The organism is Pseudomonas sp. B7(2017) (genome assembly GCF_002112745.1).
Taxonomy (GTDB): domain Bacteria; phylum Pseudomonadota; class Gammaproteobacteria; order Pseudomonadales; family Pseudomonadaceae; genus Aquipseudomonas; species Aquipseudomonas ekonensis.
Window position 1 is genome coordinate 419,955 of record NZ_NEIP01000004.1, and the last position, 15,001, is coordinate 434,955.

The following is a 15,001-nucleotide window of genomic DNA, read 5'->3' on the forward strand; positions in this document are numbered from 1 at the left end:
TTCGTCGCAGCGCTGCTCCCATCGTTGAAATGCAGTCCCTTGAGCAAGCCACTGCCCTGCGGCGCCAGGGATGACGCCATCGCCAGCAGGCTAGCGCCCACAGGGATCTTGGTTGAATGCTGCTTTTCAAGTCACTGCCGAACAATGTGGAGCCAGCCTGCTGGCGATGACGGCGCCACGGTTTCAACGCACCACCTGACTTCACCGCAACACCCAAAACAATAACCACCGATCCGGGCGGCGCCTGCACGGCCCCGCCACGGCTTCGGCCATCCGGAATCTGCCGATCCTGCGGAGCGAACACCCATGAGCGCGTCACCCGATCTCTCCACCGCCATCGCCGACAGCGATGCCGAACAGCTGCGTCAGCTGGGCTACACCTCCAATTTCAAACGCAGCATGAGCCTGTGGGAAAACTTCGCCCTGGGCTTCACCTACCTGTCGCCGGTCGTCGGCGTGTACACCTTGTTCGGCCTGTGCCTGGCGGCCGGCGGGCCGCCGATGTTCTGGGCCTACCTGCTGGTGGGCTGCGGCCAGTTGCTGGTGTGCCTGATCTTCGGCGAGGTGGTCTCGCAGTTCCCGATCTCCGGCGGCGTCTACCCGTGGGCCCGGCGCCTGGTGGGCAAGAAATGGGCGTGGATGGTCGGCTGGATCTACTCCATCGCCCTGTGCGTGACCATCGCGGCGGTGGCGGTGGGCGCCGGCCCTTACCTGGCGGCCATGATGGGCTTCGAGCCGAGCAACAACACCAACATCGTGATCGCCCTGGCGCTGACGCTGTTCGCCACGCTGGTCAACCTCAGCGGCACCAAGGCCCTGGCGCGCATCGCCATGTTCGGCTTCCTCTGCGAACTGGTCGGCGCGGTGATCGTCGGCGTGTACCTGCTGATCTTCGAACGCCACCAGCCGCTCGGCGTGCTGTTCGACACGTTCGCCATCAGCGTCGACGGCTCCTACCTGCCGGCCTTCCTCACCGCCTCGCTGGCGGGGATGTTCCTCTACTACGGCTTCGAGGCCTGCGGCGACGTCGCCGAAGAGACGCCGAACCCGAGCAAGCGGATCCCGGTGGCCATGCGCATGACCATCTACATCGGCGGCATCGCGGCGATGTTCGCCTGCCTTGCGCTGATCCTCGCCGTGCCGGACATGCAGGCGGTGATCAACGGCACCGACAAGGACCCGGTCACCACCATCCTCAACAACGCCTTCGGCCCGGTGGGCTCGAAAGTGGTGATGGGCGTGGTGATGATTTCCTTCATCTCCTGCGTCATCAGCCTGCAAGCGGCGGCGAGCCGTCTGCTGTATTCCTACGCCCGTGACGAGATGGTGATCGGCAGCCGACTGCTGAAACGAATTTCTCCCACGACCCAGGTTCCGGTGGCGGCGCTGTTCGTGTCCGGCGTCCTGCCCGGCCTGATCATCGCCTTGGGCTTCTTCCTGCAAGACGCCGTGGCCACCATCGTCAGCTTCGCCGCCATCGGCATCTACCTGGCGTTCCAGATGATCGTGCTGGCGGCGCTGTACGCGCGGACCAAAGGCTGGAAGCCGAGCGGCAAGTTCACCCTCGGCGCCTGGGGCTGGCCGGTGAACATCGGCGCGCTGGTGTACGGCGTCGGCGCCATCGTCAACATGGCCTGGCCGCGCACGCCGGACGCGGCGTGGTACATCAACTACGCGATGGTGCTCAGCACCGCCATCGTGGTGGGGTTGGGCCTGCTGTACATGTGGATCGGCAAGCCGTACGACCACGGCAAGGCACCGGCCGGGGATGCGTGGAAGGTGGGGCGCTGAAAACATCGGCGTTTGCCGTTGGATGCCTGTGGCGAGGGAGCGTGCTCCCTCGCCACAATTTCCTGTTTCAAAACCGCGAAACGCTGCGCATCGCGTCCACCAGGTAGCGCATCGCGATCCGGTCGCTTTCCGACAGCTCGCGGTAGCGCTCCACCAGTTTCAGTTCCTCGGAGCTGAGCCTGCGCCTTCGCCGGCTGCCCAGACAGGGAAAGATGCCCAACATTTCGGTGATGCCTTGTGCTTTTGCCATGGACGATGTCCTTCTCCAATACGTCAAAGAATTTCCTGAAAACCGCATCGCCCTGCTCCCTTCAGGAGCGATCTGAGCCCCCGCCGGCCCGACGGATCGTGGCCGGCCATGCCCCTAGGATAGAAATTTAATCGGCGCTGGAAAGCGGTTTTTAGAGTAATTAATCGAAAAAAGCAGAAATGCCCTCTAAATCAGAAAACCCTGTCGGATAAATTAACCGTAACGTCTTGTTTCATTGAGACGCTAGCGCCGTGCTATCAACGAATTTTGCAATTCAAGCGAACGGTTTAAGCTAGCGCGCATCTGTTTATAGTCCGCAGCGTTTGGCCGAAGGCTTGTCCGAACCCTCATCTCTGATCCAGCACGTGCCAGGAAAGGCGCGGGATTGCCCACGACAGGTTGTACTTATGCACCGCAGGAATTTGCTCAAAGCGTCCATGGCCATTGCGGCCTACACCGGCCTTTCCGCCAGCGGCCTGTTGGCTGCCCGCGCCTGGGCCGCCAGCGGCAGCGGCGCCGCCGACGGCGAGGCCCAGGCCTTCGATTTCGAGACGCTCAAACGTCAGGCCAAGCAACTGGCCAGCAGCGCCTACCAGGACACCAAGCAAGTGCTGCCGCCGACCCTGGCGACCATGACCCCGCAGAACTTCAACGCCATCCGCTACGACGGCGAGCATTCTTTGTGGAAGGACAACAAGGGCCAGCTCGACGTGCAGTTCTTCCACGTCGGCATGGGTTTCCGTCAACCGGTGCGCATGTACAGCGTCGACACCAAGACCCGCATGGCCCGCGAGGTGCACTTCCGGCCGTCGCTGTTCAACTACGAGAACACCTCGGTCGACACCCAGCAGCTCAAGGGTGACCTGGGCTTCGCCGGCTTCAAGCTGTTCAAGGCGCCGGAGCTGGACCGCCACGACGTGGTGTCGTTCCTCGGCGCCAGCTACTTCCGCGCGGTGGACGCCACCGGCCAATACGGCCTGTCGGCCCGAGGCCTGGCCATCGACACCTACGCCAAGAAGCGCGAAGAATTCCCTGACTTCACCAAATTCTGGTTCGAGACCCCTGACCAGAACGCCACCCGTTTCGTGGTCTACGCCCTGCTCGATTCGCCGAGCGCCACCGGCGCCTACCGCTTCGACATCGATTGCCAGGCCGAGCGCGTGGTGATGGAGGTCGACGCCCACGTCAACGCCCGCACCGCCATCGACCAACTGGGCATTGCGCCGATGACCAGCATGTTCAGCTGCGGCACCCACGAGCGGCGCATGTGCGACACCATCCACCCGCAGATCCACGACTCGGATCGCCTGGCCATGTGGCGCGGCAACGGCGAATGGATCTGCCGTCCGCTGAACAACCCGGCGACCCTGCAGTTCAACGCGTTCTCCGACAAGGATCCGAAAGGCTTCGGCCTGGTGCAGACCGACCACGAGTTCGCCAACTACCAGGACACCGTGGACTGGTACAGCCGTCGCCCGAGCCTGTGGGTCGAGCCGACGACCCCTTGGGGCGAAGGCTCGGTCGATCTGCTGGAGATCCCGACCACCGGCGAGACCATGGACAACATCGTGGCCTTCTGGACACCGAAGAAACCGGTGGCCGCCGGCGACTCGCTGAACTACGGCTACAAACTCTACTGGAGCGCCCTGCCGCCGGTCGGCACGCCGCTGGCGCGGGTGCACGCCACCCGTTCCGGCATGGGCGGCTTCACCGAGGGCTGGGCCCCGGGCGAGCATTACCCTGAGGTCTGGGCCCGCCGCTTCGCCGTGGACTTCACCGGCGGCGGCCTGGAGCGCCTGCCACAGGGCACCGGGATCGAACCGGTGGTGACCTGCTCCAACGGCAAGGTGCAGGACTTCAGCGTGCTGGCGCTGGACGACATCAAGGGCTACCGGATCCTGTTCGACTGGTACCCGACCAACGACAGCGTGGATCCGGTGGAACTGCGCCTGTTCATCCGCACCAACGACCGCACGCTGAGCGAGACCTGGCTGTACCAGTACTTCCCGCCGGCGCCGGACAAGCGCAAGTACACCTGAGGCTTTGCGGCGCCCTGACCGGCGCCATCGCGGGCAAGCCCGCTCCCACAGGCTTTTTTGGGTGTGCAGGGATTTTGCGCACGACCGGGATCCCTGTGGGAGCCAGCCTGCTGGCGATGGCGGCAGTCCAGGCTCCGCAGAGCAGGATCAACACAGTTGCTCCCACAGTGACCGGGGGATACTCACCCCTGTTGTGCTCCCACATGACCTGTGGGAGCGGGCTTGCCCGCGATAGGGCCCTCACAGCCGACTCAGTCCAGCGGGCGATACAGGTGAATGTCCAGCGGCTCAAGCTCGAACAGTTCAGGATCCGGCCGCTTCACCAGCCGACCCCCCTGGCGCAGATAGAACTCCACGGTATTGCGCGACTCGGTGGCCGACACGTACAGCGCCTGCGCCCCCGTTTCCCGCCCTTGCCCGCAAGCCAGGGCAAACAGCCGCGACCCCAGCCCGCGCCCCCGCCAACCATGGCTGATGTGCAGGAACTTCAACTGGCGCATGCGCAAGTCCCCGTTGCGGATGACCCGGTTATCCACAACCACCGCCGCCACCAGCACCTGCCCGTCGAACACCCCGTAGAACCAGCCGCCGCGCCTGAAGCATTCCGTCAGCGTCACGGCATCGCGCTGCGCCTCGCCCTCCGGCCAGCCGCGCATGTCGTAGTGCACCGGGTACAGCACCAGTTCGCCGTTCTCCAGGCGATAGCACTGTTCGATCAGTTCGGTGCGGTCGATCAGCGCCAGCAGCGGCAGATCGTCTTCGGTCAAGGCGCGTTCGTTCAGCATGCGGGGCTCAATCCTTTGTGTTCACGTTTCGGCAGGCCAGAAAAAACCCGCCGTACCTGCGGCGGGTCTTTATAGGCCGGAGCGAACCGGCGATCAATCCCGCAGGTCAGACTCGTGGATCGGCTGGTCGCGGTGCGTCGCGCGCTGGTACTGCGCCGGCCAGGTCGCCTTGCGCCCGCCCAGGTCGTCGTCGGCGTGCAGCGGCCAGTACGGGTCGCGCAGCAATTCGCGGGCGAGGAAGATGATGTCGGCCTGACAGGTGCGCAGGATGTGCTCGGCCTGGGCCGGTTCGGTGATCATGCCCACGGTGCCTGTGGATATCCCCGACTCCTTACGCACCCGTTCGGCAAACCGGGTCTGGTAGCCGGGCCCCACGGGGATCTCGGCGTTCGCGGCGGTGCCGCCCGACGACACATCGACCAGATCAGCGCCCAGGGCCTTGAGGCGCCGCGCCAGCTCCACGGTTTCGTCCGGGTTCCAGCCGTCCTCCACCCAATCGGTGGCCGACACCCGAACGAACACCGGCAACTCTTGCGGCCACACCGCCCGCACGGCCTCGGTGACTTGCAGCACCAGGCGGATACGGTTCTCGAACGAGCCGCCGTACTGATCCCGGCGCTGGTTGCTCAACGGCGACAGGAACTGATGCAACAGATAGCCGTGGGCGGCATGCACTTCGGCCACCTTGAACCCCGCCGCCAACGCTCGTTTGGCCGCCGCGACGAAGGCCTGGACGACCTCGGCGATCTGCCCTTCATCGAGCTGCCGGGGCTGGGTGTGCTGCGGGTCGAACGCGATCGGCGACGGCCCCACCGGCGTCCAGCCGCCGTCCGCCGGCTTGACGCTGCCGTGCTTGCCCAGCCACGGGCGGAAGGTGCTGGCCTTGCGCCCGGCATGGGCCAGCTGAATGCCGGCCACGGCGCCCTGGGCGGTGATGAACCGGGTGATGCGTTGCAGGGGTTCGATCTGCTCGTCGTTCCACAGGCCGAGGTCCTGCGCGGTGATCCGGCCGTCGGCGGTGACGGCCGTGGCTTCGGTGAACACCAGGCCGGCGCCGCCCACCGCACGGCTGCCGAGGTGCACCAGGTGCCAGTCGTTGGCCAGGCCGTCGACGCTGGAGTACTGGCACATCGGCGACACGGCGATGCGGTTGGGCAAGGTCAGTTGGCGAAGGGTAAAGGGCTCAAGCAGCAGACTCATGGGGCACCTCTCAATTCAGTGGGCAGGCTCCAGGGTTCTGTTTGAAAAGTCGACGAGTGACAGGAAAGGATGCAGCACCCGCCCCCGCGGGCAAAAAACTCGACAAGACGTCACAAGGCCAATCAAGCAGTGTTTAGAGCCTAGACGACATCCGGGGAGGATGGCGGAGTTGCGAGCGATTCGGTGCCGCCCCGCCCGGCCGCCGCTCCCACAACCCTGTGCACGGCACGGTTGCTGTGGGAGCCAGCCTGCTGGCGCTGGGCTTAACGCGGTTCGATGTGGGCGATCATCAGTTGCACGGTCTCATTGCCGCGGAACTCGTTGAGGTCGAGCTTGTAGGCCAGTTCCACCCACTTGATGGTCGGGTTCGGCCAGATGTCACGGTCAATGCCGAACGCGATGCCGTCCAGCTTCACCGAACCGCATTCGCTCTTGAGCACCACCTTGAGGTGCCGCTCGCCGACCACCCGCTGCTCGACCAACTGGAACACGCCATGGAACAGCGGCTCCGGGAAGTGCTGCCCCCAGGGGCCGGCATGGCGCAAGGCGCGGGCCAGCTCCAGGTGGAACTCCTCCACCGCCAGCGTGCCGTCCGACAGCAGGCGCCCGGTGAGGTCCTCTTCACGGAGCTGTCGGCGCACCTCCGCGTCGAACGCTTCGGCGAACAGCGGAAAGTGCTCCTGCGGCAAGGTCAGGCCCGCCGCCATCGCGTGGCCGCCGTACTTGGTGATCAAGTGCGGATGCTGCGCCGCCACCACGCTCAGGGCATCGCGGATGTGAAAGCCCTGCACCGAACGGCCCGAGCCCTTGAGCAGACCGTCGCCGGCATCGGCGAAGGCGATGGTCGGGCGGTGATAGCGCTCCTTCATCCGCGAGGCGAGGATGCCGATCACCCCTTGGTGCCATTCCGGGTCGAACAGGCACAGGCCGAACGGCATCGACTCCACCGGCAGGTCCTTGAGCTGGGCCATGGCTTCGCGCTGCATGCCCTGCTCGATGGACTTGCGGTCCTGGTTCATGCCGTCCAACTGCGCGGCCATTTCCCGGGCCAGCGCGGCGTCCTGGGTCAGCAGGCACTCGATGCCCAGGCTCATGTCGTCCAGTCGGCCGGCCGCGTTGAGGCGCGGGCCGACGATGAAGCCAAGGTCTGTGGAGGTGATGCGCGACGCATCGCGCTTGGCCACTTCCAGGATCGCCTTGATCCCCGGCCGCGCGCGCCCGACGCGGATCCGCTCCAACCCCTGGTGCACCAGGATCCGGTTGTTGGCGTCCAGCGGCACCACGTCGGCGACGCTGCCCAGCGCCACCAGATCCAGCAGTTCGCCGATGTTCGGCTGCGGCTGGCTGTCGTAGCGGCCGAGGCTGCGCAGGCGTGCGCGCAAGGCCATCAGCACATAGAAAATCACCCCGACCCCGGCCAGCGCCTTGCTCGGGAATTCGCAGCCGGGCTGGTTCGGGTTGACCAGCGCGTCGGCCTGCGGCAGCTCGTCGCCGGGCAAGTGGTGATCGGTGATCAGCACCTTGAACCCGGCCCGCTTCGCCGCCGCCACACCGTCGACGCTGGAGATGCCGTTGTCCACCGTGATCAGCAGGTGCGGCTCGCGGGTCTTGGCCACCTCGACGATTTCCGGGGTCAGGCCGTAGCCGTAGTCGAAACGGTTCGGCACCAGGTAATCCACATGGGCCGCCCCCAACAGACGAAGGCCCAGCACGCCCACGGTGCTGGCGGTCGCGCCGTCGGCGTCGAAGTCGCCGACGATCAGGATCCGCTGCCGAAGGTCCAGCGCCGTCACCAGCAGATCCACCGCCGCATCGATGCCCTTGAGCTGCTGGAACGGAATCAGCCGCGCCAGGCTCTTGTCCAGTTCCGACTCGGACTGCACGCCCCGCGCCGCGTACAGACGGGTCAGCAGCGGCGGCAGATCACCGAGAAAAGGCAGGGTTTCAGGCAACGGGCGAGGTTCGATACGCATGGGGTGACAGCTGTTTCTCTTGAATGTGTGGGAAATTGCGAAGCGGTAAGGCCTCAGCCGCGGTCGCCGAGCAGCCAGGTCAGCTGGACTTCGTGCTGACCGCGGTCGTCGGTCACGAACACCGTGCCCTCGCTGATCATCACGTCCCACTTGATCGCACGCGGCATGTCGGTGGCCAGGGCTTCCAGCGCCTCCTGCGGCACGGCGGCGATGTTGACGTTCTTCAGCGTCTTGACCGCCGGCACCACCTTGCCTTCCCACACGCGCAGGCTGCCGTAGGCCAGCAGGCTGGTGCGTTCGGTGCGGCGCGAGCACCAGGTCAGGCGCTCGGCGTCTGGCTGGCCGACTTCGATCCAGTGCAGGATGCGGTCGTCCAGGCTCTTTTCCCACAGCGCAGCTTCATCCACGTCCGACAGACCACGGCCGAACGACAGGTTCTCGTTGTACCAGAGGGCGTAGGCCAACAGCCGAACGGCCATGCGTTCCTCGGTTTCCGAAGGGTGACGGGCGATGGTCTGCTTCACGCTCTCGTAGACGTTGCGGTCGAGGTCGGTGAGGTTCAGTTCGAATTTGTAGGTGGTGGACGGCTGGGCCATGGACGGGCTTCTTGAGACGTGGAAAGTCGGCCAGTCTAACCGATGCCGCAGGCAATCCACGAATTGATGGCGATCAACCTTGCGCGTCTGACGGCCGGCTATGTTAAAACGCTGTATCCGCCACGCCTTGTCCTACAGGATTCAGCATGCCGTTCTCCAGCAAACCGCTCAGCGGTCTGAAAGTCATCGAGTTGGGTACATTGATTGCCGGCCCCTTTGCCTCGCGCATCTGCGGCGAGTTCGGCGCCGACGTGATCAAGGTCGAATCGCCGGACGGCGGCGATCCGCTGCGCAAGTGGCGCAAGCTGTATGAAGGCACGTCGCTGTGGTGGTTCGTCCAGGCGCGCAACAAGCAGTCCCTGACCCTGAACCTCAAGCACCCGGACGGCCTGGCGATCCTCAAGCAGCTGCTGGGCGAGGCCGACATCCTGATCGAGAACTTCCGTCCCGGTGTGCTGGAAAAACTCGGCCTGGGCTGGGACACCCTGCACGCGCTCAACCCCAAACTGGTGATGGTGCGTCTGTCCGGCTTCGGCCAGACCGGCCCCATGAAGGATCAGCCGGGGTTCGGCGCGGTGGGCGAGTCCATGGGCGGCCTGCGCTACATCACAGGTTTCGAGGACCGGCCGCCGGTGCGCACCGGCATTTCCATCGGCGACTCGATCGCGGCCTTGTGGGGCGTGATCGGCGCCCTGATGGCCCTGCGTCACCGCGAGGTCAACGGCGGCCTCGGCCAGGTGGTCGATGTGGCGCTGTACGAGGCGATCTTCGCCATGATGGAAAGCATGGTGCCGGAATTCGACGTGTTCGGCTTCATCCGCGAGCGCACCGGCAACATCATGCCCGGCATCACCCCCTCGTCGATCCACACCAGCGCCGACGGCAAGCATGTGCAGATCGGCGCCAACGGCGATGCGATCTTCAAGCGCTTCATGCAAATCATCGGCCGCGACGACCTGGCCGACGACCCGACGCTGGCCAGCAACGACGGCCGCGACAGCCGCCGCGACGAGCTGTACGGCGTGATCGACCGCTGGGTCAATTCACTGCCGCTGGCCCTGGTGCTGGAGAAGCTGAACGAGGCCGAGGTCCCCGCCAGCCGCATCTTCAGCGCCGAAGACATGTTCAGCGATCCGCAGTACCTGGCCCGGGAAATGTTCCTGCAGGCCCGCCTGCCGGACGGCAAGCCTTTCAAGATGCCGGGCATCGTGCCGAAACTGTCTGAAACGCCCGGCACCGCCGAATGGGTCGGGCCGCAGTTGGGTGAACACAACGCACAGGTGCTCAAGGGTCTTGGCTACGACGACGAACGGATCGCCCGGCTGCGCGAAGACGGAGCCATTTAAGCTGAAGCCCCGGATGAACCGAACGCACAACCGCGCCCGCCACTGGTGGACGTGGCGGTTGTTCGGCCTGCTTTTCCTGCTGGCGCTCCCGGCGTGGGCCCAGGCCAAACCCACGTTGATCTGGCTGTTGCGCGACCTGCCGCCGCTGACCATCTTCGAAGGCCCGAAGAAGGGCCAGGGCGTGATCGATCAATTGATGCCGATGCTGATCGCCGGCATGCCGCAGTACGAACACACGCTGATGCGGGTCAACCGCGCCCGCGGCCTGCAGATGCTGCATGAGCACCCCTTCGCGTGCGACCCCTCGATGCTGTGGAACAAGGAGCGGGCACAGTGGATCGCCTTCTCCATACCGGCCGTCCGGGCGGTCAGCAACGGTCTGGTGGTTCGGCGCCGGGACCGCGAGGTGCTGACGCCGTTCCTGGCCGACGGCGCAGTCGACCTGACGGCACTGCTGGCCAGCGGCGAGAGGAAGGTCGGCGTGGTGGCCGAGCGCAGCTATGGCGATTACCTCGACACCCTGCTGCGGCAGGCTCCGGCCAATGCCCTGACCCCGCATTACGGCAACGATGCCGTGAGCAGCCTGCTGTCCATGCAGCGCCTGGGCCGGTTGCAGGTGGTGCTGGGCTACTGGCCGGAAATCCGCTACCAGGCCCGCCAGGCCGGCATCGACGAAGACGAACTGCTGTTCTTTCCGATCCTCGGCGCGGACAAGTACCTGTCGAGCCACGTCGGCTGCACCGACACCACCCAGGGCCGGCAGGCGATCGCCGAGATCGACCAGTTGCTGCGAACCCTCCCCCATGAGCACCTGAACCGGTTGTACGCCGACTGGCTGGATCCTGACAGGCGCGAAGACTACCTGGAGCAGGCACGGCTGTTCTTCCGGCAGCAGTCGGCACCCTGAACGGCGGGCAAAAAGAAACCCCGAGAAGTGGGGAGCCATCTCGGGGTCAAACGTGGCCTTCAACAAAGCCTCGTGACAGCAGGCGACAAGCACCGGAGCACAATGCTTGATCCTGCTGACATGGGGTCTGACTGACAGGAACGCAGGAAGGTTCCCACAAAATTGCCTAGGCGCTCAGATCGCCGGAGGACGAACCCCGCCAGCATTGCGCAAGGCTGCGATGACGCAGGGCTCCAGCCGCCCTTCGGCGATCAGCAGGTCGCGGTGCAGGCCGTCGACGACGTCCGTGAGCTGGCGCCTGTCGCCCAACTGAGCCCGGTTGAATCCGCGCTTCAGCACGACGGTGCCCTCGGGGTTCTGCAGCGTCACCTGGCAATCGCCGTTCTGACCGCTCGGCGTTACCGTCACCTGATAGGGGCTCAGCGCCTCGCCCAGCAAAAGACTGATACTTTCCATATGGATCTCCACTCGTTCGTCCGGCAGCGAAGTGCCTTGGGCGTGTACACCGTGAATGACCCGCGATCCGGGAAGAAAGTTCTGCCGGCAGAACCTCCGGACCTGCGCATCGTCAATGCATCAGAGCATGCGCGGCGAAGATGACAGGAACATAACCGCCCGCTCAGGCGCTCGCCGATTGCCTTGCCGTTTGGAGGTAACGGTCCAGCAGCCCCCGCATCAGCACCGCCGACACCGGCGACTGCAACCGCCCCAACAAGACGAGTTCGTGGGCCTTGAACAGCGCGTCGAGGTCCGCCGACAGGCTCGGCGCGACATTGCCCAGCTGTATCAGCCCCCGCGCCCGCTTCTCGACCGCGAGGTGGCGGATCAGCGCCAGGCCGTCGCCGCCCTTGAGCTGCGGATCGCAGATGGCGATGTCGACCGGGCCCCGACACTTGAGCGAACGGAGCGCCGAGGCGAGCGACGGTGCCGTCAGCACATCGTAGATGCCGACGGCGTTGAGCATCTGGTGCAGGGCCATCAACCGGAAAGGATTGTGTTCGAGTATCAGGATCTTGAGTGCGCGCATGGACGACCTCCGGGCAACAATCGCGGACTCTCACCGCATGTGCCGTCCACTCTAGGGCAGCCCCCCTTCAGACGCCCATCAGAAAAGTGGTCGCGTTTTATAGGACGTTTCCTAGTTTTTCACGGGCATCCCGACCCGCCCTCCGCCTTGCGCTGGTTGATGTCTGTCCAACCGCCCACAAGGCCTCGCAACTGGCCATCGACGCCGTAGAACGGCACAGTCCATTGATAGATGTCCCTCAGACCGCCCTTGAACAGCAGCCGGCGTTTGCTGAAGCGGGTCTTGCGCGACCCCATCTGCGCCATGAATTCGTCATGCAGCATCCGGGCGGTGGATTCCGGCAAGGTGTCCACGTCGATCAGCCGGCGCCCCTGCACCCGGTCGAATCGGGTCGACAGGCTCTCCTCGTAGCTCTTGTTGCACATGACCAGGCGCCCTTCCGGATCCCGCACGAACACCGGATCGGGCATGGCATCGATCAAGGCCCGCTGAAAGGCCAATTGGTCGCCCAGATGCCGCTCGACGTCCCGGCGCTGCCGGATCACAGCGCTCAGCCGGCGGTTCCAGACCATCGACAGCACGCCGAAAACGCCCACGAAGAACATGAGCCAGCATCCCCACCAACTGAGCGGATAGCAGAAGCCGGACTTGGGCGGCGGCGCGATTCCGCCCAGCCACCTCAGGCGGATGGCCCGCAGCTCTTGGGCGGGAAAGGCCTCCAGGGCCTTGTTGAGAATACCGCGCAGCTCGGGCTGGCCTTTGCGCAACGCCAAGTGATCCGCCTCCCAGCGTCCCTCGACGACGCCGCCCACCTTGAGCAGCCCCGACGGGTACAGTTGGGCGCCGATCTCGTTCTCGATGGTGGCATGCGCCTCTCCACTCTCCACCAGCGCCCGGGCTTCGGCGTAGGTCTTGACCGAGCGTACCCGGATGGCCGGATACTCCCGGCGGATCGCCTCCTCCAGGGCATGCCGGGCGGGCAACACCAGCACCCGGCCGGCCAACTGCTCCAGCGATGTGAGCAGCGGCGCGCCGGCCTTTCCGACAAACACCCAGCCCGCCCCGCCGAAGGCGTGGCTGAAATCCAGGAACGCCTTGCGCTCGTCGTTCATCGCCAGTGTCGTGCTGATGTCCGCCGCGCCGCTTTTCAGCCGCTCCAGCATCTGCTCGGTGGAAAACGATTCGCGATGGACGAACACCAATCCGGTCATCGCGCCGATGCGCTGGAGCACATCGTTGTTCAAGCCGCTCCAGTGACCGTGCTCGTCCTGGAACAGGTACAGCGGGTACTGCACCGACGCGACCGCCACTTCGGGATGATCGCGGATCCACTGGCGCTCGGCGGGGTCCAGTTCAAGGGCGGCGGGCGGCGGAGCATCCCCCTCGTGCATGGCCAGCTGCGCCGCCTTCCCTTCCTGGCACCCGGCCAGCAGCGCCATCAGGCACAGGCTGCCGAGCGCCGACATCATTTTTCTGTAGAACAGCATTGCCACTTCCTTCGTGATCGACTCACCCGTCCTTTGCTGGGGCGAAAACCCGGGCAGTGTGGCACGCAGGAATGAAAAAGCCCGTCATCGGACGGGCTTCAAAATGTGACAGCTTTTCGGGCCTACAGCGGCTTGCCGCGGTTGCCATGCTGGCTGACAAAGGCCTGCACGGATTTCAGCTCGTTCGGCAGGACGGTGCAGCGCTCTTCTCTTTCAAACAAATCAGAAAGATGTGCAGGCAGTTCGAGAGCTTTTCCTACACCGGCTTTTTCCACCGCATCCGGGAACTTCACCGGGTGCGCCGTGCCCAGGATCACCATCGGAATGTCCAGGCTGCGGCGGCATTCCCGTGCGGCCTTGACGCCGATGGCGGTGTGCGGGTCCAGCACTTCGCCGGTCTGCTCGAACACTTGCGCGATGGTCTCGCAGGTCTGCGCATCGTCCACCGCCAGCGAATCGAACAGTTTGCGCGCCTCGGTCCAGCGTTCCTGTTCAACGCTGAAACCACCGCCCTGCTTGAACGCGTCCATCAGGCCGGCGATCGCGGCGCCGTTGCGACCGTGCAGGTCGAACAGCAGGCGTTCGAAGTTCGACGACACCATGATGTCCATCGACGGCGACAGCGTGGCGTGCAGGGTTTCCTTGACGTACTGGTTGCCGCTCATGAAGCGGTGCAGGATGTCGTTGCGGTTGGTGGCGACGATCAGCTGGTTGATCGGCAGGCCCATGTTGCGCGCCAGGTAACCGGCGAAGATGTCGCCGAAGTTGCCGGTCGGCACCGAGAACGACACCGAACGCGCCGGTCCGCCCAACTGCAGGGCCGCGTGGAAGTAGTAGACGATCTGGGCCATGATCCGCGCCCAGTTGATCGAGTTCACCGCCACCAGGCGCGTGCCCTTGAGGAAGCCCTGGTCGGCGAAGCTGGCCTTGACCATCTCCTGGCAGTCGTCGAAGTTGCCTTCGATGGCGATGTTGTGGATGTTGTCGCCCAGGATCGTGGTCATCTGCCGGCGCTGCACTTCGGACACGCGGTTGTGCGGGTGCAGGATGAAGATGTCGACGTTCTCGCAGCGCTTGCAGCCTTCGATGGCGGCCGAACCAGTGTCGCCGGAGGTGGCGCCGACGATCACCACGCGCTCGCCGCGCTTTTGCAGCACGTGATCGAGCAGGCGGCCGAGCAGTTGCAGGGCGAAGTCCTTGAAGGCCAGGGTCGGGCCGTGGAACAGCTCCATCACCCACTCGTTGCCGTTCAGCTGACGCAGCGGCGCGACGGCGCTGTGGGCGAACGCACCGTAGGTCTCTTCGAGGATCTTCTTGAAATCGGCGTCGGCGATGCTGCCGGTGACGAACGGCCGCATGACGCGGAAAGCCAGCTCGTGGTACGGCAGGCCGGCCCAGGAAGCGATTTCCTCCTGGGTGAAGCGTGGCAGGTTTTCCGGGACGTACAGGCCGCCGTCGGTGGCGAGGCCGGCCAGCAGGACGTCTTCGAAATTCAGGGCCGGTGCCTGGCCGCGGGTACTTATATAACGCATGTTTTCAAACCTTCGGTTTGAGCCGCGAGTTTCAAGCTGCAAGCAACAAGGAAAAGCCGAACTGCCTT

At 64.9% G+C, this 15,001-nt stretch carries 13 protein-coding genes; 4 read left to right on the forward strand and 9 right to left on the reverse strand.

Annotated elements, in window-relative coordinates; all coding sequences use genetic code 11:
• Nucleotides 1–306: 306 nt before the first annotated feature.
• Nucleotides 307–1,791, forward strand: coding sequence for an APC family permease (locus CAG29_RS11105; protein WP_085581275.1), 1,485 nt, complete (start codon nt 307–309; stop codon nt 1,789–1,791).
• Nucleotides 1,792–1,858: 67 nt separating this feature from the next.
• Here the strand turns inward: CAG29_RS11105 and CAG29_RS11110 are convergent, their stop codons facing one another.
• On the reverse strand, nt 1,859–2,041 hold the full coding sequence (locus CAG29_RS11110; protein WP_085581272.1) for a hypothetical protein: 183 nt from the start codon (nt 2,039–2,041) through the stop codon (nt 1,859–1,861).
• Nucleotides 2,042–2,448: 407 nt separating this feature from the next.
• Here CAG29_RS11110 and CAG29_RS11115 point away from each other — a divergent pair, with 407 nt between their 5' ends.
• The gene (locus CAG29_RS11115; RefSeq protein WP_085581270.1) at nt 2,449–4,080 is read left to right on the forward strand and encodes a glucan biosynthesis protein D; all 1,632 of its coding nucleotides are present in this window, start codon (nt 2,449–2,451) and stop codon (nt 4,078–4,080) included.
• A gap of 251 nt (nt 4,081–4,331) precedes the next feature.
• Here the strand turns inward: CAG29_RS11115 and CAG29_RS11120 are convergent, their stop codons facing one another.
• The 4 genes from CAG29_RS11120 to CAG29_RS11135 all read right to left on the reverse strand — a co-directional run bounded on the left by CAG29_RS11120 (nt 4,332) and on the right by CAG29_RS11135 (nt 8,634).
• Nucleotides 4,332–4,865 (reverse strand): GNAT family N-acetyltransferase, encoded by a 534-nt coding sequence (locus CAG29_RS11120; protein ID WP_085694429.1) that lies wholly within the window; start codon nt 4,863–4,865, stop codon nt 4,332–4,334.
• Nucleotides 4,866–4,958: 93 nt separating this feature from the next.
• Entirely contained in the window at nt 4,959–6,065 is a 1,107-nt protein-coding gene (locus CAG29_RS11125) for an NADH:flavin oxidoreductase/NADH oxidase (RefSeq protein ID WP_085637443.1), read from the reverse strand.
• Between the two features lie 263 nt (nt 6,066–6,328).
• The gene (gene recJ / locus CAG29_RS11130) at nt 6,329–8,038 is read right to left on the reverse strand and encodes a single-stranded-DNA-specific exonuclease RecJ (protein WP_085581264.1); all 1,710 of its coding nucleotides are present in this window, start codon (nt 8,036–8,038) and stop codon (nt 6,329–6,331) included.
• Between the two features lie 53 nt (nt 8,039–8,091).
• On the reverse strand, nt 8,092–8,634 hold the full coding sequence (locus CAG29_RS11135; RefSeq protein WP_085581262.1) for a YaeQ family protein: 543 nt from the start codon (nt 8,632–8,634) through the stop codon (nt 8,092–8,094).
• Nucleotides 8,635–8,780: 146 nt separating this feature from the next.
• Between CAG29_RS11135 and CAG29_RS11140 the strand changes: the two genes are divergently transcribed.
• Both CAG29_RS11140 and CAG29_RS11145 read left to right on the forward strand, forming a co-directional pair.
• On the forward strand, nt 8,781–9,980 hold the full coding sequence (locus tag CAG29_RS11140; RefSeq protein WP_085581260.1) for a CaiB/BaiF CoA-transferase family protein: 1,200 nt from the start codon (nt 8,781–8,783) through the stop codon (nt 9,978–9,980).
• 13 nt (nt 9,981–9,993) lie between these two features.
• Entirely contained in the window at nt 9,994–10,887 is an 894-nt protein-coding gene (locus CAG29_RS11145; RefSeq protein WP_085656074.1) for a TIGR02285 family protein, read from the forward strand.
• A gap of 174 nt (nt 10,888–11,061) precedes the next feature.
• On the opposite strand, the gene CAG29_RS11150 is transcribed toward CAG29_RS11145, so the two are convergent.
• From CAG29_RS11150 to thrC, 4 genes are all read right to left on the reverse strand, one after another.
• A complete protein-coding gene (locus CAG29_RS11150) occupies nt 11,062–11,343 on the reverse strand; it encodes a DUF3509 domain-containing protein (protein WP_085694431.1) in 282 nt (93 codons plus the stop codon).
• Between the two features lie 163 nt (nt 11,344–11,506).
• A complete protein-coding gene (locus tag CAG29_RS11155; protein WP_085581254.1) occupies nt 11,507–11,914 on the reverse strand; it encodes a response regulator in 408 nt (135 codons plus the stop codon).
• 119 nt (nt 11,915–12,033) lie between these two features.
• Nucleotides 12,034–13,401 carry a transporter substrate-binding domain-containing protein gene (locus CAG29_RS11160; protein ID WP_085581252.1) on the reverse strand — a complete coding sequence of 456 codons (1,368 nt, stop codon included), beginning with the start codon at nt 13,399–13,401 and terminating at the stop codon, nt 12,034–12,036.
• 122 nt (nt 13,402–13,523) lie between these two features.
• Nucleotides 13,524–14,933 (reverse strand): threonine synthase, encoded by a 1,410-nt coding sequence (thrC, locus tag CAG29_RS11165; RefSeq protein WP_085581249.1) that lies wholly within the window; start codon nt 14,931–14,933, stop codon nt 13,524–13,526.
• Nucleotides 14,934–15,001 lie beyond the last annotated feature (68 nt).